21 protein-coding genes are annotated in these 20193 nt (G+C 71.4%); 14 read left to right on the top strand and 7 right to left on the bottom strand.

All coding sequences use genetic code 11. The features are described from left to right. Positions 1-61: 61 nt before the first annotated feature. Entirely contained in the window at positions 62-541 is a 480-nt protein-coding gene (locus tag OH804_RS25170; protein WP_406059914.1) for a winged helix-turn-helix transcriptional regulator, read from the bottom strand. A gap of 211 nt (positions 542-752) precedes the next feature. Here OH804_RS25170 and OH804_RS25165 point away from each other — a divergent pair, with 211 nt between their 5' ends. Next, entirely contained in the window at positions 753-2222 is a 1470-nt protein-coding gene (locus OH804_RS25165; RefSeq protein ID WP_406059912.1) for an MFS transporter, read from the top strand. A gap of 49 nt (positions 2223-2271) precedes the next feature. On the opposite strand, the gene OH804_RS25160 is transcribed toward OH804_RS25165, so the two are convergent. Both OH804_RS25160 and OH804_RS25155 read right to left on the bottom strand, forming a co-directional pair. Further along, complete coding sequence (locus tag OH804_RS25160; protein ID WP_196920840.1) at positions 2272-2679, bottom strand: RidA family protein; 408 nt, start codon at positions 2677-2679, stop codon at positions 2272-2274. After that, positions 2679-3557, bottom strand: a complete 879-nt coding sequence (locus tag OH804_RS25155) for an NAD(P)-dependent oxidoreductase (RefSeq protein ID WP_231393401.1) — start codon at positions 3555-3557, stop codon at positions 2679-2681. The genes OH804_RS25160 and OH804_RS25155 overlap by 1 nt, the downstream gene beginning before the upstream one ends. Positions 3558-3585: 28 nt before the next feature. Between OH804_RS25155 and OH804_RS25150 the strand changes: the two genes are divergently transcribed. Then, complete coding sequence (locus tag OH804_RS25150) at positions 3586-4491, top strand: LysR family transcriptional regulator (RefSeq protein ID WP_406059910.1); 906 nt, start codon at positions 3586-3588, stop codon at positions 4489-4491. A 35-nt stretch (positions 4492-4526) separates the two neighbouring features. Here the strand turns inward: OH804_RS25150 and OH804_RS25145 are convergent, their stop codons facing one another. Next, positions 4527-5393, bottom strand: a complete 867-nt coding sequence (locus OH804_RS25145) for an oxidoreductase (protein WP_406059908.1) — start codon at positions 5391-5393, stop codon at positions 4527-4529. Between the two features lie 155 nt (positions 5394-5548). On the opposite strand from OH804_RS25145, the gene OH804_RS25140 reads away from it, so the two are divergent. Beyond that, positions 5549-6430, top strand: coding sequence for a helix-turn-helix domain-containing protein (locus OH804_RS25140; RefSeq protein WP_406059906.1), 882 nt, complete (start codon positions 5549-5551; stop codon positions 6428-6430). A gap of 5 nt (positions 6431-6435) precedes the next feature. On the opposite strand, the gene OH804_RS25135 is transcribed toward OH804_RS25140, so the two are convergent. Next, the gene (locus OH804_RS25135; RefSeq protein ID WP_406059904.1) at positions 6436-6927 is read right to left on the bottom strand and encodes a winged helix-turn-helix transcriptional regulator; all 492 of its coding nucleotides are present in this window, start codon (positions 6925-6927) and stop codon (positions 6436-6438) included. Positions 6928-7050: 123 nt separating this feature from the next. Here OH804_RS25135 and OH804_RS25130 point away from each other — a divergent pair, with 123 nt between their 5' ends. The 10 genes from OH804_RS25130 (at position 7051) to OH804_RS25085 (ending at position 16768) form a co-directional block, all read left to right on the top strand. Further along, complete coding sequence (locus OH804_RS25130) at positions 7051-7383, top strand: nuclear transport factor 2 family protein (protein ID WP_406059902.1); 333 nt, start codon at positions 7051-7053, stop codon at positions 7381-7383. Between the two features lie 87 nt (positions 7384-7470). Further along, complete coding sequence (locus OH804_RS25125; RefSeq protein WP_406059900.1) at positions 7471-8013, top strand: TetR/AcrR family transcriptional regulator; 543 nt, start codon at positions 7471-7473, stop codon at positions 8011-8013. Between the two features lie 88 nt (positions 8014-8101). Continuing rightward, positions 8102-9133 (top strand): medium chain dehydrogenase/reductase family protein, encoded by a 1032-nt coding sequence (locus tag OH804_RS25120; RefSeq protein WP_406059898.1) that lies wholly within the window; start codon positions 8102-8104, stop codon positions 9131-9133. A 289-nt stretch (positions 9134-9422) separates the two neighbouring features. Next, positions 9423-9596, top strand: coding sequence for a hypothetical protein (locus OH804_RS25115; protein WP_196920849.1), 174 nt, complete (start codon positions 9423-9425; stop codon positions 9594-9596). Continuing rightward, complete coding sequence (locus OH804_RS25110; protein ID WP_406059896.1) at positions 9593-10597, top strand: glycosyltransferase family 4 protein; 1005 nt, start codon at positions 9593-9595, stop codon at positions 10595-10597. Before OH804_RS25115 ends, OH804_RS25110 begins: the two co-directional genes overlap by 4 nt. 116 nt (positions 10598-10713) lie before the next feature. After that, positions 10714-11850 (top strand): glycosyltransferase, encoded by a 1137-nt coding sequence (locus OH804_RS25105; protein ID WP_406066662.1) that lies wholly within the window; start codon positions 10714-10716, stop codon positions 11848-11850. Then, a complete protein-coding gene (locus OH804_RS25100) occupies positions 11847-12899 on the top strand; it encodes a glycosyltransferase (RefSeq protein WP_406059894.1) in 1053 nt (350 codons plus the stop codon). Before OH804_RS25105 ends, OH804_RS25100 begins: the two co-directional genes overlap by 4 nt. Continuing rightward, the gene (locus OH804_RS25095; RefSeq protein WP_406059892.1) at positions 12896-14386 is read left to right on the top strand and encodes a glycoside hydrolase family 130 protein; all 1491 of its coding nucleotides are present in this window, start codon (positions 12896-12898) and stop codon (positions 14384-14386) included. The genes OH804_RS25100 and OH804_RS25095 overlap by 4 nt, the downstream gene beginning before the upstream one ends. 29 nt (positions 14387-14415) lie before the next feature. Continuing rightward, a complete protein-coding gene (locus OH804_RS25090; RefSeq protein ID WP_307788575.1) occupies positions 14416-15633 on the top strand; it encodes a PP2C family protein-serine/threonine phosphatase in 1218 nt (405 codons plus the stop codon). A 67-nt stretch (positions 15634-15700) separates the two neighbouring features. Continuing rightward, positions 15701-16768: a DUF2855 family protein gene (locus OH804_RS25085; RefSeq protein ID WP_406059890.1), complete on the top strand. Its 1068-nt coding sequence runs from the start codon at positions 15701-15703 to the stop codon at positions 16766-16768. A gap of 5 nt (positions 16769-16773) precedes the next feature. On the opposite strand, the gene OH804_RS25080 is transcribed toward OH804_RS25085, so the two are convergent. Further along, positions 16774-17574, bottom strand: a complete 801-nt coding sequence (locus OH804_RS25080; protein ID WP_406059888.1) for an RNA polymerase sigma factor SigF — start codon at positions 17572-17574, stop codon at positions 16774-16776. 229 nt (positions 17575-17803) lie between these two features. Further along, on the bottom strand, positions 17804-17989 hold the full coding sequence (locus OH804_RS25075; protein ID WP_196920857.1) for a hypothetical protein: 186 nt from the start codon (positions 17987-17989) through the stop codon (positions 17804-17806). 322 nt (positions 17990-18311) lie between these two features. On the opposite strand from OH804_RS25075, the gene OH804_RS25070 reads away from it, so the two are divergent. Continuing rightward, positions 18312-20189, top strand: coding sequence for a sigma-70 family RNA polymerase sigma factor (locus OH804_RS25070; RefSeq protein ID WP_406059886.1), 1878 nt, complete (start codon positions 18312-18314; stop codon positions 20187-20189). The last annotated feature ends 4 nt before the right edge of the window (positions 20190-20193 follow it).

Here is a 20193-nt window from a genome sequence, read left to right as displayed (position 1 = left end):
CCAACTCCGGCCGGAAGCGTGCCGGCAGTGTGGCTTCGGGGCGAGGTCGTGGCCCAGAGCGTCAGTCGCGCCGGACGAGGCCGGGGCCGGCGATGATGTCGATGTCGCCGTCCGCGATCTCGTGGCCGGCGGTGCAGCGGAGCACCGCGCGGATGGGCTCGCCACAGTCGTGGTGGGTGGCGACGATGGACGGGCCGGTGTCGGTGGCGGCCCAGGTGTCGCCCCAGTTGCGCAGTGCGGTGATGACGGGCAGGAGTTCGCGGCCCTTGCGGGTGAGTTGGTACTCGTGGCGGGTGCGCTGCCCGGGCTCCCGGTAGGGGATTCGTTCGAGCAGCCCGGCGGTGACCATCTCCTTGAGTCGGGCGGCCATGGCGGGCTCGCCGACGCCGACCCGGCGGACGAAGTCGTCGAAGCGGCGCGTGCCGAGCAGGGCCTCGCGCATGATCAGGACCGTCGACCTGCTGCCCACGATGTCCATCGCCCGGGCAACCGAGCAGTTTTCGCTCGTCCAGGAATCGCGGTCGTCTCGTAGGTCCTCCATGTCATCCAGCCTACCTGACTTGCGTGAGGGCTAGCCAGGTGATTCACTGGGGTGCGCTGACTTCAGCAGACGCAAGTCAGACCACCAGCCTGAAGGATCTTCAGTGACCACCAGCGCCACAACCCCGACCCCACCTGGGAAGACCCCGTCCGGAGCGACAGCACCCGGACCGGCCGGCACCGCCCGCTCATCCTTGCGTGGCTCCCGCCCGGTGACCCTGATCGCCATGTGCCTGGGCGCGATGATCACGTTCCTGCAGATCACCGCGACGGTCTCCGCGCTGACCACGATCCAGCGGGACCTGCGGGTCGACCCGACCACGGTGGTCTGGATCCCCAGCGCCTACACCCTGATGGTGGCGAGCGTCGTGTTGTCCGCGGCCACCCTGGGCAGCCGCTACGGGCGTAAGCGCATGTTCGGTGCCGGGGTCGTGGCGATGATCGTCGGAGCAGCCGTCGTGGCCGGCGCTCCGACAGTCGCGTGGGTGATCGTCGGGCAGTTGGTCGCCGGCCTCGGTGGGGCCCTGATCCTGCCGAACAGCCTGGCGATCCTCGGCGCGACCTTCACCGACCCGCACCGACGGACCGAAGTGATCACTGCCTGGTCGGCGGCGTCCGGCATCGGGCTCGCGATCGGCCCACTCATCGCCGGCTTCCTGCTGCGGAACTACCAGTGGCACAGCGTCTACCTGTCGACGATCGCGTTGGGCCTGGTCACTCTCGTCGTCGCCATCGTCGGGGTGGCCGAGTCCCAGCCGAGTGCCGCCCGACTCGACGTGCCCGGCCTGCTGCTGGGCACCGTCGCCATCGCGGCCGCCGTCTACGCGCTGATCCAGGGCGGCAAGGTCGGCTACACCAGTCCGGTGGTGTCAGTGGCCTGGGTCGTCGCTGTCGTCGCACTTGTCGCGTTCGTGTTTGTCGAACTGCGGACCGGCGCGCCGATGCTCGACGTACGGCTGTTCCGGTCCGCGTCGTTCAGCGCCGTCATGGTGGTCGGCGCGGTGTCGCTGTTCGGTTTCACCGGCGTGGCGATCCTGCTGGTCCTCTTCCACGAACGCGCCCAGGCGCTCAGCCCGCTGGACACCGGTTGGCGGATGCTGGTGCTCTTCGGCGCCTACGTGCTTGTCGCCTTCGGTGCCGGGCGGGCGATCCGTCGTACCGGATTCAAGGCGCCGTTGACCCTCGGCCTGGTCCTCGGTGCGGTGGCCAGCTTCGCGCTGGCGAACCAGGGGCCGATCACGTCGTTCGGCGACCGCTGGGCGCTGTTCGCGTTGTTCGGCGCGGCCAGCGGTCTGGTGGTGGCCCCGGCGACGGCGGCGGCGTTGGCCAGCGTCGCGCCCGCCCAGGCCGGCATGGCCTCCGGCGCTGTCAACGCCGCCCGCCAGGTGGGCTCGGTACTCGGCTCGTCAGTGCTCGGCACGCTCCTCACCACCACGATGGTCGCCGACCTGCCGGACCGGCTCGCCGCGCACCAGGTCGGCGAACCCACCCGTACCGCAGTGCGGGCGGCGGTGGCCTCCGGCGCCAACAGCGACCAACCGCTGCCCGACCCGGTCCGGGCGGCGATCGCCGAGGCCCTGACCTCCGGTGTGCAGGCCGGGTTGCGGATCAACGGCGTCGTCTTCCTCGTCACCGCCGTGCTGGCGCTCACCCTCATCCGCAACCGGCCGCACCAGCACTGAGGCCAGCGCCCCGACTGCGCCGATCGCCACGAAGATCAGCTGATGGCGGTCAACCCGTGTTCACGGCCGCGGTGACCTCGACCTCCAGCACCGCGCCGTCGAGAAAGAGCCGGCTCACCTCGACGGTGGTGCTGGCGGGCCTGGTCTGCCCGAAGTAGCGGTTGCGGACGTCCGCGTAGCCGGCCAGGTCGCCGAGGTCGGTCATGAACGTCCGGACGTGCAGCACGTCGGCGAAGGTGGCACCGTGTGCCGCGAGCAGCGCGCCGATCAACTCGAAGATCCGTTCGGACTGCATCCGCACGTCGCCGGGTGCGACCACCGCGCCGGCGTCGTCCACCCCGACCTGACCGGAGAGCATCAGCAGCGCGCCCCCCGGCAGGTCGAGGCGGGCGACGTGCGCGAACCGGTCGCCGAACGGCGCGGCGACGGTCGCGGGGTTGTCCAGGGTCAGGTTCACTAACTCTCCTCGGCTGCGGCGGTGTCGGTGAGACGGGCGATGTCGCCCTCCGGATGGCGCGCGGCCGCCAACGCCGATGCGGCGGCGCGCAGCAGGGGCGCCGGAGCGTCGCCGAGCACGTCGAGGGCGAGCCGGGCGTCCTTGGCGGCCAGGGCGGCGGCGAACGCGGCGTCCGTGGCGGTCGCCCGGGCGACCGCGCCGCCGAGCGGCCCGGTGGCGAGCGCCTCGAGGGCCGTACGCCTGTCGACGCCGACGGCGTCCGCGACGGCGAGGGCGTCCGCGACCGCGGTGACCGCCGTGATCAGCGCGGTGTTGAGCACCAGCTTCAACGCGGCGCCCCGGCCGGAGCCGCCGCAGCGACGGACGGTGCCCAACGTCCCCAACAGCGGGGCGATCCGCTCGACGACCGCCTCTTCCCCACCGGCCAACACCACGAGCCGGCCCGTCTCAGCAGCTTCCGCACTGCCGGCGACAGGAGCGTCAACCAGCGGTACTCCCGGCGGCAGCAGGGTGGCCAGTTCGGCCACGGCCCGGGGACCGATGGTGGACATCTCGATCACGGGGGTGCCCGGCCGTAGCGCCAGTGCCGCACCGGAGTCGACAAGCGTGTGCCGGACGGCGACCGCATCGGTGAGCATGGTGATCACCACGTCGGCGTCGCGGACCGTCTCGGCTGGGCTGCCGGCGGCTCGCGCCCCGGCGTCGACGAGCGGCGCCGCGCGGGCGGACGTGCGGTTCCAGACGGTGAGCCGATGGCCGGTGGCCAGCAGCCGACGGCCGATCGCGGTGCCCATCGTGCCCGTACCCAACAGGGCGATCTTGTTCATATCACCAACGCTAGGGGGCGGGGAGTCATGCCACCAGCGCCTGTTATGCATCGTTGCCATGCTGCGGGAGCATGTCACGATGCAGCTGAACGCGCTCCAGGTCTTCCGCGCCGTCGCCGAGCACGGCTCCATCACGGCTGCGGCCCGCAGCCTGCGCTACACCCAGTCGGCGGTGTCCCGACAGATCGCCGCGCTGGAAGCCGAGACCGGGTCGCCGTTGCTGGACCGGTTGCCGCGCGGCGTCGCCCTGACCGAGCAGGGCCGTTGCCTGCTCGGCCACGCCGGGGCGGTGCTCGACCGGCTGGACACCGCCCGGCGGGATCTGGCGGCGCTGCGCGACCTGTCCGCCGGCCGGTTGCGGGTCGGCGCGTTCCCCACGGCGGTCGCCGCGCTTGTGCCACGTGCTCTGGCCAGCTTCAAGTCCGACCATCCCGAGGTGGCCCTGTCGCTTGTCGAAGGGCTCACTCCGGGGCTGCTGGAGCGCCTGGTCGCCGGCGACGCCGACGTCGCCGTGGTGAGCGCCGCGTCGGACCAGCCGCTCGACGGCGACCAGTTCGACCTGCACCACCTCGTCGACGAGACGCTTCTGGTGGCCGTCCCCCGGACGCATCGGCTCGCCCACCGGCGGACCATCCGCCTGCATGACCTGGCCGACGAGTCGTTCATCGCCGGCTCGGCGACAGCCGAGGAAACTCTGCTGCGAGCGACCCTACCGGCGGGTTTTCGCCCGCGGATCGACATCGTCGCGGCCGAGTGGACCGGCAAGCTGGGCTGTGTCGCGGCCGGTCTGGGCGTCGCGCTGGTGCCGGCCCTGGCCGTACGCGCCGCTCCATCCGACCTGACCCTGCTCCGCCTGCACCCTGACGACGCCTCCGTCCGGCGGATCTTCGCCGCGACCGTCGCTGGGCGGAGCCGACCACCGGCGGTGCGGCGGTTCCTCAGTCATCTGGACCGGGCGGCGGGCCTGAGCGAAGCGGGCAAGTGACGCGGACCGCCGTGCGGCGGTCCGCGTCCCCGGCGTCAGCCGCCGATGGTGTCGAGTTCCTCGATCGCGTCGGCCGGCAGTTTCAGGTCGGCCGCCGCCATGTTCTCCCGCAGGTGCGCCACGCTGGAGGTGCCGGGGATCAGCACGATGGTGGGGGAACGCTGGAGCAGCCAGGCGAGGGCGACCTGCTGCGGCGAGGCGCCCAGCCGGGCGGCCACGCTGTCGAGCGTGTCGGACTGCAACGGCGTGAACCCGCCGAGCGGGAAGAACGGCGCGAAGGCGATGTTCTCGGCTGCGCACCTGTCGACCAGGGCGTCGTCCTGCCGGTTGGCGACGTTGTAGAGGTTCTGCACCGTGACCACCGGCGCGATGGCCTGGGCCTCGGTGAGCTGGGCGGAGGTGACGGTGCTGAGCCCGAGGTGCCGGATGAGGCCCTGCTCGCGCAGCTCCGCCAGAGCGCCGAACTGCTCAGTGATGGGTGCGTCTTCGGGGCCGTGCGCCGAACCCACCCGCAGGTTGACCACGTCGAGGACGTCCAAGCCGAGGTGATCGAGGTTTTCCCGGACCTGGGCCTTGAGGTCATTCGGCTCCAACGACATGATCCAGGAGCCGTCGGCGCCGCGGCGCGCGCCGACCTTGGTGACCAGGTGCAAACCCTTGGGGTACGGGTGGAGCGCCTCGCGGATCAACTCGTTGACCACGAAGGGCCCGTAGAAGTCGCTGGTGTCGATGTGCCGGACGCCCAGTTCGACGGCCTCGCGGAGCACGGCGAGCGCCTGCTCGCGGTCGCGGGGCGGGCCGAAGACACCCGGGCCGGCCAACTGCATCGCCCCGTAGCCCATCCGGCTCAGTGTGAGGCCGTCAGCGGGGGTGAGGGCACCGCCGGGAAGATTCTCGCTCATGTCATCCTCTGTCCGTCGTCGTCGTGACATCCGGGGCCGCTCGGAACAGGCCCTCCGACGACTGTGCGCCGGCATCAACCCCGGCGGCAGGGCGAGCTGTTCCTGGTAGTGACACAGCCAGTCACCGGGCCGCCCGGCGATCTACCGTCGGTGGCATGGACGCAACGAACCCGCTCGGCGACTTCCTGCGTGCCCGCCGGGAGCAGACCCGGCCCGAGGATGTCGGGCTCGGCCCCGGCGTGGGCCTGCGCCGGGTGCCGGGGCTGCGGCGCGAGGAGGTGGCGATGCTGGCCGGCATCAGCGCCGACTACTACCTCCGGTTGGAGCAGGGTCGTGAGCGGCACCCTTCGGTGCAGGTCCTCGATGCCCTCGCCGGAGTGCTGCGGTTGGACCCGGAGGCGACCGCGTACATGATCGGGTTGAGCCGTGCGCGGTCGCGCCGGGCGGCCCGACCGGCCGCCGAGCGGGTGCCGGCCAGCATCCTGCACCTGCTGCGGCAGCTCTCCATGCCGGCGTTCGTGCAGAATCGCTACCTCGACATCCTGGCCTCGAACCCGATGGCGAGGGCGCTGTCGCCGAACCTCGCCCCGGGCGCCAACCGACTTCTCGCGGTGTTCCTGGACCAGGCGGAGCGGGAGCTGTTCCGCGACTGGAGGCAGGCGATGCAGAGCGTGGTGGGGCAGATGCGTGCCGACTCGGGCGGCGCCACCGACGACCCACGGTTGACGGCTCTGGTGGGGGAGTTGTCACTCAAGAGCGACTGCTTCCGGCAGCTGTGGGCGCGCCACGAGGTGCGTCGGCGGGAGGGCATTGTCAGCCGGCTGCACCACCCCGAGGTGGGCGACCTCGACCTGTACTGCGACAAGCTCGCTGTGGCGGGTGCCGACGGGCAGCTTCTGGTGATCTACCACGCCGAGCCCGGTACGGAGTCCGCCCGCTCGTTGGCGCTGCTCGGCTCGATTGCCGCCAGCACCGCGGACGACGCGCCGGAGAGCGTCCGACCCGGTGACCCGGCTCGCCTCTATCCGCTGGAGTGAGCCGGTCAGGGCCGCTGCGGGGCCGTCCGGGTGGGGATGTGCTCGTAGCGCTTGCGCATGGTCTCGCTGGCGGCCGGACCGGCGGCGAAGACGAAGTCGGCGTCGTCGAGCGGGCGACCGGTGCTGCGGTCCACGATCACCGGATCGGCCTCCACGCCGGTGGTCCGGTCCACGAGGATCATGCTGCGCTCGCTCGGGTCGAGGCGTGAGTTGCCCCAGGCGGCGAGGGCGACGACGACGGGTCGCAGGCTGCGGCAGAGGTCGGTGAGGACGTACTCGTAGCGGTCCGGCCTGGTCTGGTATCGCCGACGTTCGAGCAACCCCTGACCGGTGAGGGTCTTGAGCCGGCTGGTCAGGATGCTCGACGAGACGCCAAGGTTGGCCTGGAACTGATCGAACCGGGTGTAGCCGTCGAAGGCGTCATGCAGGATCAACAGCGTCCACCACTCGCCCACGTGGCCCAGCGCGCTGGACAGCGGGCATTCGCGGTCCTCCAAGCGGATCTTCCCGGCCACAACAGTGCCTCTCCCGAGTAGGTGCTAGTGTCGAAGTTAGTAGGTGCTATTTCAGAAGTAACTATACGGCGAGGCGTTCGGCCGCGTCCGGAAAGGGCTCCAGTCATGACCGACACCCAGGCCGCACCGGCCATCATCCGCCGCTACTTCGAGCTGGCCGGCCAGCCCGACTCCGCGGACTACTTCGCCCTCTTCGCGGAGGACGCCGTGGTCGAGGACGAGTCGACCGAGCACCGGGGCATCGACGCCATCCGCCAGTGGCGTCGGTCCGTGCCGCTGGTGTCGTACGAGATCACCGACGTCGAGGACACCCCCGCCGGCACCGTCGTGACCGCGACGATCACCGGCGACTTCCCCGGCAGCCCGTTCGCCGGCCTCCGGTACCGCTTCAGCGACTACGACGACAACGCGATCCGGCTGCTGCGCATCGCACCCTGACGGCCAGCGACGGCCCTGGCGGGCGCCGGCCCTGACGTGCTGAGCGACGACTTGACGGCACTTGTTTGTGAGTGCACACTTACAAACATGCGATCGACCGCCGAGGCCCGCCGGGTCACCGTCCTGAACACCGCCGTGTCGGTGTTCGCACGCGCCGGCTTCCACGCCACCCCGGTCACCGCCGTGGCCGCCGCCGCCGGCATATCCGAGGCGTACGTCTTCCGGCTCTTCTCCGGAAAGCTCGGCTTGTTCGTGGCGGCGGCCGGGGCGTGTTTCGACCGGATCGCCGACGCGATCGAGGCGGGTGCGGAGCGCGCCGAGGGCGACAGCTCGGAGGAGATCCTCGACGCCATGGGCGGCGCCTACGCGGAGTTGATCGCCGATCGCGACCTGCTGCTCTTCCAGGTGCAGGCGCAGGCCGTCACGGACATCCCGGAGGTCGCCGAGGCGGTGCGGGCCGGCTACCGACGGGTCGCGACCTTCGTGCAGAGTCGCGCCCAGGCCAGCGACGCGCAGGTGCAGCAGTTCTTCGCGTACGGCCAGCTGTGCCACCTGATCGTGACCGCCGGCCTGGAGCAGGTCCCGGAGCCCTGGGCTCGCGCGCTGACCGCCGGCATTCGCCACCCCTGACCGACCCCGATGCTGGGCCGCCTCGGCGGCCCAGTTTTTGAGCCCGATAAGTGTGTGAGTGCACACTTACAAACAAAGGAGAAACCGGATGACCACCGAGACGACGATCACCGAAGTGGTGCTGCCCGGCGTGGTGGAGCCCGACGGCCTCCTGCTGCACCGACGCGCGATGCCCGTCCCCTCCCGGGGGCAGGCGCTCGTCCAGGTCGAGGCCACCGGCATCTCCTTCGCCGAGCAGCAGATGCGCCATGCGCTCTACCCCGGCCAGCCGAAGTTCCCGTTCGTGCCCGGCTACGACCTGGTGGGTACCGTCCGGGCGGTCGGTCCCGGCGGCGACGACGCGCTGGTCGGCACCCGGGTGGCGGCGGTCACCAAGACCGGTGCCTGGGCAACGCACGCGCTTGTCGACATCGACGCCCTGGCCCCCGTACCCGAGGGTCTGGACCCCGCCGCGGCCGAGACCGTCGTCGTGAACGGGGTGACCGCCTGGCAGATGCTGCGGGACGCCGACCTGACGGCCGGGCAGACCATCCTCGTGCACGGCGCGAACGGCGGCGTGGGAAGCGTGCTCGTCCAACTCGGCCGACACCTCGGCCTGCGGGTCATCGGCACCGCCGCCGCCCGGCACCACGCCGGGCTGCGCGAACTCGGCGTCGAACCGCTCGACTACCGCGACCCGGACATGGCCGCCCGGGTCCGCGAGCTGTCGCCGGGTGGCGTCGACGCCGTCTTCGACCCGGTCGCCGGCACTGGCGTACGCACCTCGTACGCCCTGCTCGCCCCCGGCGGCAAGCTGGTCGTTTACGGCAACGCCGCCGCCGTCGGCACCGGGCAGTCGGTCGCGTGGGTCTTCGTGAAGCTGCTGACCCGCCTCTACACCTGGAACGCGCTGCCCAACGGCCACCGGGCCGGTTTCTACAACTTCTGGGCCGGTCAGCTCACCCGCCGCGCCGCGTTCCGCCGTCGTCTGCGTACCGACCTCGGCATCGTGCTCGACCTGCTGCGGCAGGGAGTGATCGTGCCGCAGATCGCCGCCCGCTACCCCCTCAGCGAGGTCTCCGCGGCGCTGGTGTTCGCAGAGAATCGCAGCCGGGCCGGCAAGGTGGTGCTGGAGCCCTGACCTTCGGCCCGTCCAGGGCGCTGGTGCGGCGGGACGCCGCGAGGGCGTACGGTGAACATGTCGCCCGGGACCCCGGTGGCCGCCAGACGCCGTCGCCACCAGCCCGCCAGGGGCGTTACCGCTCATCTTCTCCATCGCCGCGACGTACCGGTCGTGTCGGCTGATCGCAGACCGCGTCCCGACCGACCGGCCGCCGCGTCATCGGTGTCCGGCGGTCGGTCGCCCGACGCGCACTCGGGATCATTCATCCGTGCGAATTGTTCCGAACGCCTTAATGAGGGAGTAACAGATGAGGATCGCCAGGGATCGGATCGTCACCGCACTTCGCGACCGGGGTCAGCAGGCCCGGGCTGACTGGGTCGAGCGCGAGCTGCCGGAGCAGGTGGACCCGGCCAAGCACTCCGGGCTGCTCGCCACCCTGAACCTCAACCCAGCTGATCTCGTCGACGCGTCATCCCCTTGAGGATTGCGCTGCTCGGACCGGTCGCCTGGCGTACGCCCCCACATCACTACGGCCCGTGGGAGCAGGTGACCGGCCTGCTCGCCGAGGGGCTGGTCAGCCGCGGGGTCGACGTGACGCTCTTCGCGACACTGGATTCGGTCACCTCCGCCCAGCTCGACGGCGTCTGCCCACGGGGGTACGCGGACGACCCGGACCTGGACGGCCGGGTGTGGGAGGCGATGCACGTCTCCCACGCGATGGCCCGCTCGGCGCAGTTCGACCTGGTGCACAGTCACCTGGACTGGCTACCCCTGGCGTTCGCTGAACACTGCCGAGCGCCACTGCTGACCACAGTGCACGGTTTCTCCGGCGCGGGGATCCTGCCCGCCTATGGCCGAGCCCGCTCGTCGTACGTGTCGATCTCCGACGCCGACCGGGCGCCGGAGCTCGACTACGTGGCCACGGTCCACCACGGCGTCGACGTCGGCGGACTGCCGTTCACCAGAGAGGCCGGTCCTGGGCTGGCAGCCTTCGGCCGGATCCACAGGGACAAGGGCACCCACACCGCCATCGAGATCGCCCGCCGCGCCGGCCGACCCCTGACCATCTGCGGGATCGTGCAGGACGAGCGGTACTTCGCCGAGCAGGTCGCCCCACACATCGACGGCGACCAGGTCGTCTTCCTCGGGTCGGTGGGCCCGCAACGGCGTGCCGAGGTGCTGGGTGACAGCACCGCGCTGCTGCACCCGATCGCCTTCGACGAGCCGTTCGGGCTGTCGGTGGTGGAATCGATGGTCTGTGGCACCCCGGTCGTCGCCTACCGACGAGGGTCCATGCCCGAGGTCGTCGACGAAGGGGTGACGGGTCTGCTCGTCTCCACCGTCGACCAGGCCGTCGAAGCGATCACCCGGGCCGCCGGCCTCGATCGGGCGGAATGTCGGGCGCGGGCTTTGAAGCGCTTCAGCGCGGACCGGATGGTCACCGACTATCTGGACGTCTACGACAAGCTCGTCCGCAACTGACTGAACCGCACCGCTCTCCGTTCCGCCGGTCACACACGCTGACCGGCGTGCGCCGTCACCGCGTGAGGCTCACCCCGTACTCCTGCGGTGGCCGACAACCGGAAGGCCCGACGTTCATGCCCAGCTACGGATTCCTCAGCACCCACCCACCGACCCGGTGCGGACTGGCCACCTTCAACGCGGCCCTCGCCGCCCAGTTGACCGCCGACGGCACCCGCGGCGGCATCGTCCGGGTCACCGATCACGGCGACGACCAGCGGCCCGTGCCCGGGGTGGTGCACACCTGGTCGGCGCGCAACCCGGCCGGCTGGCGGGAGGCGGCGGCCGCGCTGAATGCGTACGACGTGGCGATCGTCCAGCACGAGTACGGCATCTACCCCGGCACCGACGGCGAGGAGGTCCTGCCGTTGCTGCGGCGGCTCAGCGTGCCGAGCATCGTGGTTCTGCACACTGTGCTCCGTCAGCCCTCGGCCCGGCAGAAGTCCCTGTTGGAGCAGATCGTGGCGACCGCCGGAGCAGTCGTCACGATGACCGACACGGCCCGCGACCGGCTGCTCGTCGGGTACGCGGTGCCAGCGGGCAAGGTGACGGTGATCCCGCACGGCGCGGACGAGCTTGCCGGTGTACCCGTCGACCGGCGTACCCGCCCGCACCTGCTGACCTGGGGGCTGCTCGGGCCGGGGAAGGGCATCGAGTGGTCGTTGCGGGCCCTCGCGCGGTTGCAGGATCTGGAACCGACTCCGACCTACACGGTGGCGGGGCGGACCCACCCGAAGGTGATCGAGCACCACGGTGAGGCGTACCGGGCGGGCCTTCACCAGCTCGGTGCCCAGTTGGGCGTCGCGCATGCCGTCGACTACCAGGACGTCTACCACGACCAGGAGGCGCTGGGCCGGTTGATCCGCTCCGCCGACGTGGTCGTCCTGCCCTACGACTCCCGCGAACAGGTCACATCCGGGGTGCTCATCGAAGCGGTGGCCGCCGGGGTTCCCGTCGTGGCGACGGCGTTCCCGCACGCCGTCGAGCTGTTGACCGGTGGGCCCGGTCTGGTCGTACCCCACCAGAACCCGGCGGCACTGGCCAAGGCGATCCGGCGGGTCCTGATCGAACCGGGCCTGGCCGCCCGGTTGGCCGGACGGGTTCGTCCGCTGGCCGCGCACCTGCGTTGGCCCGCAGTGGCGGCCCGCTACGGCGCTCTCGCCGACGAGCTCATCGAGGCCCGTTCACCCGCCGTCAGCGCCGTGCCCGCGTGACGGCGACCACCGGACGCCCCCGGACGTCGACGGTTGGGCGCTGGGCGACGGCACCCGCGCCGAGCTTCGCGCACCTGGCTCGGCTGAGCGACGACACCGGTCTGTTCGAGCACGCACGGCACGCCATCGTCCGGCGTGAGCATGGTTACTGCACCGACGACGTGGCCCGTGGCCTGGTGGTCGTCAGCCGTGAGCCGGAGCCGAGCGAGGAACTGCTCCGGCTGGCAGAGCGGTACCTCGCGTTCCTGACCCACGCGCAGGACGCCGGCGGCGCGTTCCGCAACCGGCTCGGGCACGACCGGCGTTGGGTCGACGCACCAGGGCTCGGCGACTGGTGGGGTCGAGCTCTGTGGGGCCTGGGCACGGCCGTCGCCCGCAGCCCCGCCCCATGGGTACGCGAGGAGGCGCTTGTCGCCTTCAGCCGGGGCGCCACCCGGCGGGCGAAGGCCCCGCACACGATGGCCTTCGCCGGTCTGGGCGCGGCCGAGGTGCTCCGTCGTCACCCGGGTCACGTCGCCGCCGCGTCCCTGCTGGCGGACGCGGCCAGCACCATCGGCCCGCCGGCCTCCGATCGGGGGTGGCCGTGGCCACGGCAGGAGTTGACGTACGCCAACGCCGCCCTCGCCGAGGTGGTCATCGCCGCGAGTCAGCTCCGCGAGGGCGGCCCACCTCTCGATGACGGACTGCGCATGTTGACCTGGCTGCGCGATGTCCAGCTCCGCGATGGGCGGATGTCTGTCGTACCCGCCGGGGGTTGGCGGCGCGGCGCCGTACGGCTGCACCACGACCAGCAGCCGATCGAGGTGGCCGCCTTCGCCGATGCCTGCGCCACGGCGGCCGTGGTCACCGGGGACCCGGAGTGGGACGACGGGGTACGGCAGGCGGTCGGGTGGTTCCTCGGCGACAACGACCTCGGCACGCCGATGTGGGATCCGGCGACCGGCGGTGGCTACGACGGGCTGACCGCGCACGGGCCCAACCTCAACCAGGGCGCCGAGTCCACCCTCGCGCTCATCTCCACCCTGCAGCACGCCCGGCGGTGGTCGTGACAGGGGGTCTGGCCGTCCGGCAGGACGTCACCCTCACCCCGGATCCGCGCCGCGTCATCGTCAAGCTCTTCGTTCCGGGTGAGGACGCCGCTGTGGTGCGGACCCGCGCGCAGGCGCTCATCGACCGGGTCGCGCACCTCGACGACGAGGAGACCGCCCGGCTGCTGCGGGACACCCTCGACCGGTTCGGCGCACGGCACCGCGACCTGGCCGGTACCTTCCACCACCACTACGACCTGGTCCGGCACCGCGCCGCGCGGGCCCGGGATCTCTCGCCGAACAGCCGGCTGCTGGTCGGCGCCTACTTCAGCCATGAGTACGCCGTCGAGGCCGCCGCCCTGTGCAACCCGTCGATGGTGGTCCACCCGGACCAGACCGATCTCGGCCCGGGGCAGCTGCGCGTCGCCGTCAGCCTGCGCCAGGTCGGGGAGGGGCACGTGTCCTCGATCGGGTTCGCCTCGGCGATCGTCGGTCCGGGGGAACAGCTCACGATCGCCGACCGGTCCGGGCCGCTGGCCGTCGGGCAGCGGACGGGCGTACGGCACCGTCGGGACCTGCTCGTCGCCGGCCTGGCCGAGGAGAACTGCGACAACGAGGTCGCGGCCACCGTGCTGGACGCGTTGCCCGAGTGGTACGACGAGGCCGCCTTCGAGCGGGTGCTCGGCAACCTGCCACCCGATCTGCTCTCGCGCAGCACCGGGTTGGGGACCGTCGAACAACTGCGTCGTACCAACGCCGGTAGCTACGCCACTGCCTTTCCCGCGGACACTGTCCTGCATCAACGGGTGCTCTGGCCGGCCACCCCGGCGGAGAGCAACGGCATGGAGGACGCCCGGTTCGTCCGCTTCGTCGATGCGTCCGGGCCGGTGTACCGGGCCACCTACACCGCCTACGACGGTCGGAACATCGCCACCCGGGCGCTGGCCAGCGCCGACCTGCGCCGGTTCGAGATGACCCCGATGCGCGGGCCGGGTGCCCGGAACAAGGGGCTGGCGCTGTTCCCGCGTACCGTCGGCGGCCGGCACCTGGCACTGTGCCGTGCCGACGGCGAGACCATCGGCCTGACCGCCCTGGACGGCGAGAGCCGCTGGCAGGCACCGACCCCGTTGCACGCACCGGGCGAGAGCTGGGAGTTGATCCAGGTCGGCAACTGCGGATCACCGATCGAGACCGACGTCGGCTGGCTCGTGCTCACCCACGGTGTCGGGCCGATGCGTCGGTACGCGATCGGTGCGCTCCTGCTCGACCTGCACACGCCGGAGCGGGTCGTCGCCCACCTGCCCGGCGCGCTTCTCGCACCCGACGAGAACGACCGGGACGGGTACGTGCCGAACGTCGTCTACTCCTGCGGTGCGCTCGTGCACGACGGTGAGCTGTGGATGCCGTACGGGGCGAGTGACGCCCGAGTGGGATTCGCCACCGTGCCGCTCTCCGCGCTCCTCGGCGCGATGGTCGGGGCTGGCGGAGAATGCCCTGGGGCGGGGTAGCCTCACCGCTGGACAGGGGGAGGTGGAGCGTGGCCGACGTCGGCGAGGTGGTTCGTTGGTTGCAGCTCAACGCGCCCCGGGGTGGCCCGGACGAGGTATCGCAGTTGGTGGCCCAGGCGGCCCCCGCGATCGACGCCAGCGAGATCGTGATCTATCTGGCCGACTACACGCAGACCCTGCTCGTGCCGCTGCTCGGCGCGGGTCTCGACCGGGACCAGTTGCCGATCGAGACGACGCTCGCTGGCCGGGCCTTCACCACCCTCGACATCCAGCGCGCACCCGACAGCCCCGACCGGGTGTGGGTGCCACTGCTGCTCGGGTGTGAGCGGATGGGCGTACTGGAGATCGTCTCGCCGGCCGCCGCCGACGAGACGATGGACGGCGTGGCCTGGGAGGTGGCGGTCAACGTCGCCCAGATCCTGGTCAACCGCCGGCTCTACGGTGACGTGGTCGAGCGGATGCGGCGGCGGATGCCGATGCAGGTCGCGGCCGAGATCGTCTGGGGTCTGCTCCCACCGCTGACCTTCGCCACCGACGACCTGGTGGTCACCGCCATCCTCGAACCGTGCTACGACGTCGGCGGCGACATCTTCGACTACGCGTTGAACGACGATGTGCTCAGCGTCGGGCTCTTCGACACCTGTGGGCACGGCATCAAGGCGAGCACCCTCGCCTCGCTGGTGGTCAGCGCGTACCGCAACGCCCGTCGGTGTGGCCTCGACCTGGTCGACACGGCGATCAGCATCGACCGCTGGGTGCGGTCCGAGCACCCGAACTTCTTCGCGACCGGGTTGCTCATCGAGTTGGACCGCCAGACCGGCCGGCTCAGCATGATCAACGCGGGGCATCCCGGTGCGATGTTGCTGCGCGACGGCAAGGCCGTTCGGGAGCTTCCGGGGCCGACAGCGCTGCCGCTCGGCCTGGGCCACCTCTCCCCGCGCCGTCCGCGGGTGCACGTGGAGAATCTGCACCCGGGTGACCGCATCCTCGCCTACACCGACGGCATCACCGACGCCCGTAGCGCGGAGGGGGAGCAGTTCGGGCTGGACCGGCTCGTCGACTTCGTCAACCGTGCCCTCAACGACGGGTTGCCCAGCCCGGAGACGATGCGTCGGCTGGTCCGCGCGGTCGTCGGCTACCAGGACGCCCAGCTCGACGACGACGCGACGGCCCTCTTCGTGGAGTGGCGGCCACCGCACCTGCCGCTCGCTCACCTCCGCGATCTCGCCGCTGGCACCGGACCCTGACCGCGCAGTGGGATTTTGCACTCGCAGTGCACTTGTCTCCGATTGCGGGGCTGTCTAGCGTCACCTCATGGCTGACTCATGGACCTTCGCCGTGGCGCGTGACGACCTCGGGCAGACCACGCTCGTCGATGGCTCCGCCCCCACCCTGACCGAGGGCGAGGCGCTGCTGCGGGTGGACCGCGTCGGCCTCACCGCCAACAACGTGACCTACGCGGTGCTCGGCGACGCGATGCGCTACTGGGAGTTCTTTCCGCCGGCGGCCAAGGGGCTCGGGCCGCGGTGGGGCCTTCCGCCGCTCTGGGGCTTCGCCGAGGTGGTCGGCTCGACGGTGGCGGGGGTCGAGGTGGGGCAACGGATCTACGGCTACCTTCCGCCGGCCGGTCACCTCGTGGTGCGCCCGGACCGGGTGGACGCGTCCGGGTTCCGCGAGGCGAGCCCGCACCGGGCCGAGCTGCCCTCGCCGTACAACGCGTACCGGTCTACCACGGGCGACCCGGCGTACCAGCGCGACCAGGAGGATCTGCTGATCCTGTTCCGGCCGCTGTTCTTCACGTCGTTCATGCTGGCCGACCAGGTGGTCGACAACGACTTCTACGGGGCCGAGGCGCTGCTGCTGTCGTCGGCGTCGAGCAAGACCGCGTACGCCGCCGCGTTCGAGCTGCACCGGCGTGGGCCGCGCCTGGTCGGTCTCACCTCACCGGGCAACCTGGCGTTCACCCGGTCGCTCGGCTGCTACGACGAGGTCGTGTCGTACGACGACATCGACGCCCTCGACGTGGTCCCGACCGTCTACCTCGACCTGTCCGGCGCGCCCTCGACCCGCGCCGCCCTGCGGGGGCGCCTCGGCGACCGGCTCGTCCGGGACATCGCGGTCGGGCTGACCAACCAGACGCCGAACGCCGACGCCGCGGAGGAGGTGTTCTTCGCGCCGGTGCAGATGCGCAAGCGCGGCCACGACTGGGGCCGTGACGGCCTCGACCAGCGGTTCACCGAGGCCTGGCAACGCTTCGCCGCCGTGGTGAGCCGGTGGCTCGACGTGCGGGTGGGTGCCGGGCCGGCGGCGCTGCAACACGCGTGGCTCGACGTTCTCGCCGGTCGTACGCCGCCGCGGGTGGGCCACGTCGTCCAACTCTGATCAGCTCAGGCGGCGATGTCCGGAGTGAGCTGGAGGCGCAGCGCGGCAAGCGATCGGGTGATCAGCCGGGACACGTGCATCTGCGAGACGCCGATCCGCTCGGCGATCTGGGCCTGGGTCAGGTTGCCGTGGAAGCGCAGGCTCAGGATCTGGCGCTCGCGTTCCGGCAGCGTGGCGAGGGCCGGACCGAGGGCGACCCGGATCTCGACGAGATCGAACGCGCGGTCGTCGTCGCCGAGGGTGTCCCCGAGCTCCCGGCTGCTGTCAGCCCCGGTCGGGGTGGACAGCGACGTGGCCCGGTAGGCGCGCGCACCCTCCAACCCTTCCAGGACGGTCTCCTCGGACACGTCGAGGTAGGACGCGATGTCGGCGACTGTCGGCGAGCGGCCGAGGTTCTGGGTCAGGGCGCTGTTCGCCGCGGTGATCGACAGGCGCAGCTCCTGGAGGCGACGGGGTACGCGCACCGCCCAGGTGCGGTCCCGGAAGTACCGCTTGATCTCGCCGATGATTGTGGGAATGGCGTACCCGCTGAAGTCGACACCCCGGTCGTGGTCGAAGTTGTCCACGGCCTTGATGAGGCCGACGCAGGCGGTCTGGGTCAGGTCGTCGTCGGAAGCGCCGCGTCCGCCGTAGCGGCGGGCCAGGTGCCGGGCCAGCGGCAACCACGCCTCGATGGCGCGGTCCCGCACCGCTGGGCGGCGGGGGTCGTCCGCCGGGGTCGCCGCCAGGGCGGCGAGGAGGTCGTCCGGGCTCTGCTCGCTGATCCGCTGATCGGTGCTGGTGGCGTTGTCGACGATGGTGGCCATGTGGGTGGTCCTTCCCGCAGGCCCGTCGATCGAGTCGACCGGAAGAGTCTCCGAACCGGCTGTCGCCGGGGCGCACGTACGGGCGAAGGTGCGCTGTCGCAAGGCCACGAGCACGGGCCTCGCCACCGCGTCATGTCGTTCACTTGATGACCCGGACACTACCCGAAAGACCGACTATTTCCTAGCCGAAAGTATGAGGCTAGGCGTTTGGAGAGGGAGCGGGCGGGGATCAGCCGCGCTGGTCCGATGCGTCGACGGTGGTCGCGGCCGGCTGGGCCGGCTTCACCGCGAACGGGTGGCGCAGTTGCCGCATGGCCTCCTCGCTGCTGTCGAAGGTCACCGCCGGTCCGTCCAGCCCGTCGCCGTTCGACGTGGCGAGGAACAGGGCAGGTCGACCACTGTCGTTCGATGTCATGCAGGGATCCTGTCTCTACTGAAGGGGTGCGTCTGGAGCCTCGGCAACGTCGGCCGTGCGACCTGGTGACGCTTCGGCGCACACGCTGGCGCCCGAATGCTGGTGTCCTGTGCACGGGCGAAGCGCCCGGCGACACCGACACCCCGCACCATACCCGGCGCCGCCACCACATATGCGCCGCCGACGGACCCGCTTCGCTTGTGGCGAACCGGGCGCCCGGGAATTCTGTAATCCCCCCCGCTGCCGCGAGTCTCCGATCTTGAGGGCGGTCAGCACACCCAGCGTGGGCGCCGCGCGGATGAGCACCCAAGGAGTGAGACCCATGTCGTCAGCCGGTCGAGCACTGCCCGATGTCGGGTTGGTCGTCGCGGCCCGGCAGGGCGACCAGCGCGCTCTCGATGACGTCGTCGCGGCCTCGCTCCCGCTGGTCTACAACATCGTCGGGCGTGCGCTGCGCGGGCACGCCGACGTCGACGACGTGGTCCAGGAGACGTTGGTACGGGTGATCCGGTACCTGCCCGCGCTCAACGACCCGGCGGCATACCGGTCCTGGCTGGTGGCGATCACCATCCGCCAGGTGCGTGACTGGGAGACGCGCCGCCGCGTCGCGCTCAACCGCGACGCCGGGCTGGACGCGATCCACAACGTGCCCGACCCCGCCTCCGACTTCGCGGGGATGACCATCCTCCGGCTCGGCCTCACCGACCAACGACGCGAGGTCGCCGAGGCGACCCGCTGGCTCGACCCGGACGACCAGGAACTGCTCTCGCTGTGGTGGCTGGAGGAGACCGGCGAGATCACCCGGAACGAGGTCGCCGACGCGCTCGGGTTGTCACCCGGGCACGTCGCGGTGCGGATCCACCGGATGAAGGAACAGATCCAGAGCGCCCGCGGTGTCGTACGCGCGCTCCGCGCCCGCCCTGGTTGCCCGGACCTGGGCGCCGTGACCGCCGAGTGGGACGGCACGCCCAGTTCGCTGTGGCGCAAACGACTGGCTCGACACGTCCGCGACTGCGCGTTCTGTGGACGGCTGGGCACCACCCTGCTGCCGATCGACCGGCTGCTCGCCGGTATGCCGTTGCTACCGCTGCCGGCGGGTCTCGGCGCCCACCTGCCGAACGCGGCCGCCCCGGCAGCCGCCGCGCAGGCGGTCGCGCCGCCGAGCCCGACGGCCGGACCCGCCGCCGGCACGACACCACCCGGCGCCACCGATGCGGGCGGTGGCCAGAGCGTCGTCGACCTCGCGATGAACCGGCCCCGGGGCCTCGTGCCGTCCCTCGCCGCCGGTGTGGCCGCCGCCGTCCTGGCCATCACCATGGCGGTGGTGATCCAGCCGGACGACCCGTCCGCGCCCTCGTGGGCGGCGCCGCCGTCTGCCGCGCCCACCGCCGTCGCCACCCCGAGCGTCGCGCCCTCGCCGAGCGCACGCCCCTCGTCGAAAGCTCCGGTCGCGCCGGCGGTCAGCTCCACCCGCAAGGGCGTCGGGGTGTGGAACTTCGCCGGGGCGAGTCAGGCGTTGGCGAACTCGAGGGCCGGCTGGTACTACACCTGGGGCACTCAGCACCCGGGGATCAGCACTCCGCGCGGTGCGACGTTCGTGCCGATGATCCGCAGCGCGGAGAACGTCACCGCCGATGAGCTGGCCCGGGCCAGGGCCGCCGGGCCGTACCTGCTCACCTTCAACGAGCCGGACATGCCCGAGCAGGCGAACATGACAGTCGAGCAGGCGTTGGACCTGTGGCCGCAGCTGATGGCGACGGGCAGCAAGCTGGGCAGCCCTGCGGTCGCCTGGGGCGGGCCGGACCCGCAGGGTTGGCTGGACAGGTTCATGACCGGCGCCCAGGCCCGCGGCCACCGGGTGGACTTCATCACGCTGCACTGGTTCGGCGCCGACTTCACCACCGCCACAGCGGTGGCCCAACTCCGGCAGTACCTCCAGGCCGTCTACCAGCGGTACCGGAAGCCGATCTGGCTGACCGAGTTCGCGTTGATCCGCTTCGCCGGAGGCGGTTCGCAGTTTCCCAGTCAGCAGCAGCAGGCGGCCTTCCTCACGGCGGCCACCGCCATGCTCGGCCAACTGCCCTACCTGCACCGCTACGCCTGGTTCGGGCTGCCCGCCACCGACAAGGACCGGTCCGGGTTGTTCCGCGACGGAAAAGAGGCGACAGTGGTCGGCCGCGCGTTCCAGGCCGCCCGTTGAGCGG

This window comes from Micromonospora sp. NBC_00860, from assembly GCF_045207375.1.
GTDB classification, from domain to species: domain Bacteria; phylum Actinomycetota; class Actinomycetes; order Mycobacteriales; family Micromonosporaceae; genus Micromonospora; species Micromonospora vinacea.
Note: the sequence above shows the minus strand (reverse complement) of the source record. Positions and strands in the feature narration are given on the sequence as shown.

Coding starts and splice junctions, on each gene's coding strand:
- OH804_RS25145 (WP_406059908.1), bottom strand. CDS start 5,393: ATGAGCGAGAATCTTCCCGGCGGTGCCCTCACCCCCGCTGACGGCCTC.
- OH804_RS25115 (WP_196920849.1), top strand. CDS start 9,423: ATGAGGATCGCCAGGGATCGGATCGTCACCGCACTTCGCGACCGGGGT.
- OH804_RS25130 (WP_406059902.1), top strand. CDS start 7,051: ATGACCGACACCCAGGCCGCACCGGCCATCATCCGCCGCTACTTCGAG.
- OH804_RS25070 (WP_406059886.1), top strand. CDS start 18,312: ATGTCGTCAGCCGGTCGAGCACTGCCCGATGTCGGGTTGGTCGTCGCG.
- OH804_RS25140 (WP_406059906.1), top strand. CDS start 5,549: ATGGACGCAACGAACCCGCTCGGCGACTTCCTGCGTGCCCGCCGGGAG.
- OH804_RS25150 (WP_406059910.1), top strand. CDS start 3,586: ATGCAGCTGAACGCGCTCCAGGTCTTCCGCGCCGTCGCCGAGCACGGC.
- OH804_RS25080 (WP_406059888.1), bottom strand. CDS start 17,574: ATGGCCACCATCGTCGACAACGCCACCAGCACCGATCAGCGGATCAGC.
- OH804_RS25085 (WP_406059890.1), top strand. CDS start 15,701: ATGGCTGACTCATGGACCTTCGCCGTGGCGCGTGACGACCTCGGGCAG.
- OH804_RS25155 (WP_231393401.1), bottom strand. CDS start 3,557: ATGCATAACAGGCGCTGGTGGCATGACTCCCCGCCCCCTAGCGTTGGT.
- OH804_RS25125 (WP_406059900.1), top strand. CDS start 7,471: ATGCGATCGACCGCCGAGGCCCGCCGGGTCACCGTCCTGAACACCGCC.
- OH804_RS25075 (WP_196920857.1), bottom strand. CDS start 17,989: ATGACATCGAACGACAGTGGTCGACCTGCCCTGTTCCTCGCCACGTCG.
- OH804_RS25120 (WP_406059898.1), top strand. CDS start 8,102: ATGACCACCGAGACGACGATCACCGAAGTGGTGCTGCCCGGCGTGGTG.
- OH804_RS25105 (WP_406066662.1), top strand. CDS start 10,714: ATGCCCAGCTACGGATTCCTCAGCACCCACCCACCGACCCGGTGCGGA.
- OH804_RS25170 (WP_406059914.1), bottom strand. CDS start 541: ATGGAGGACCTACGAGACGACCGCGATTCCTGGACGAGCGAAAACTGC.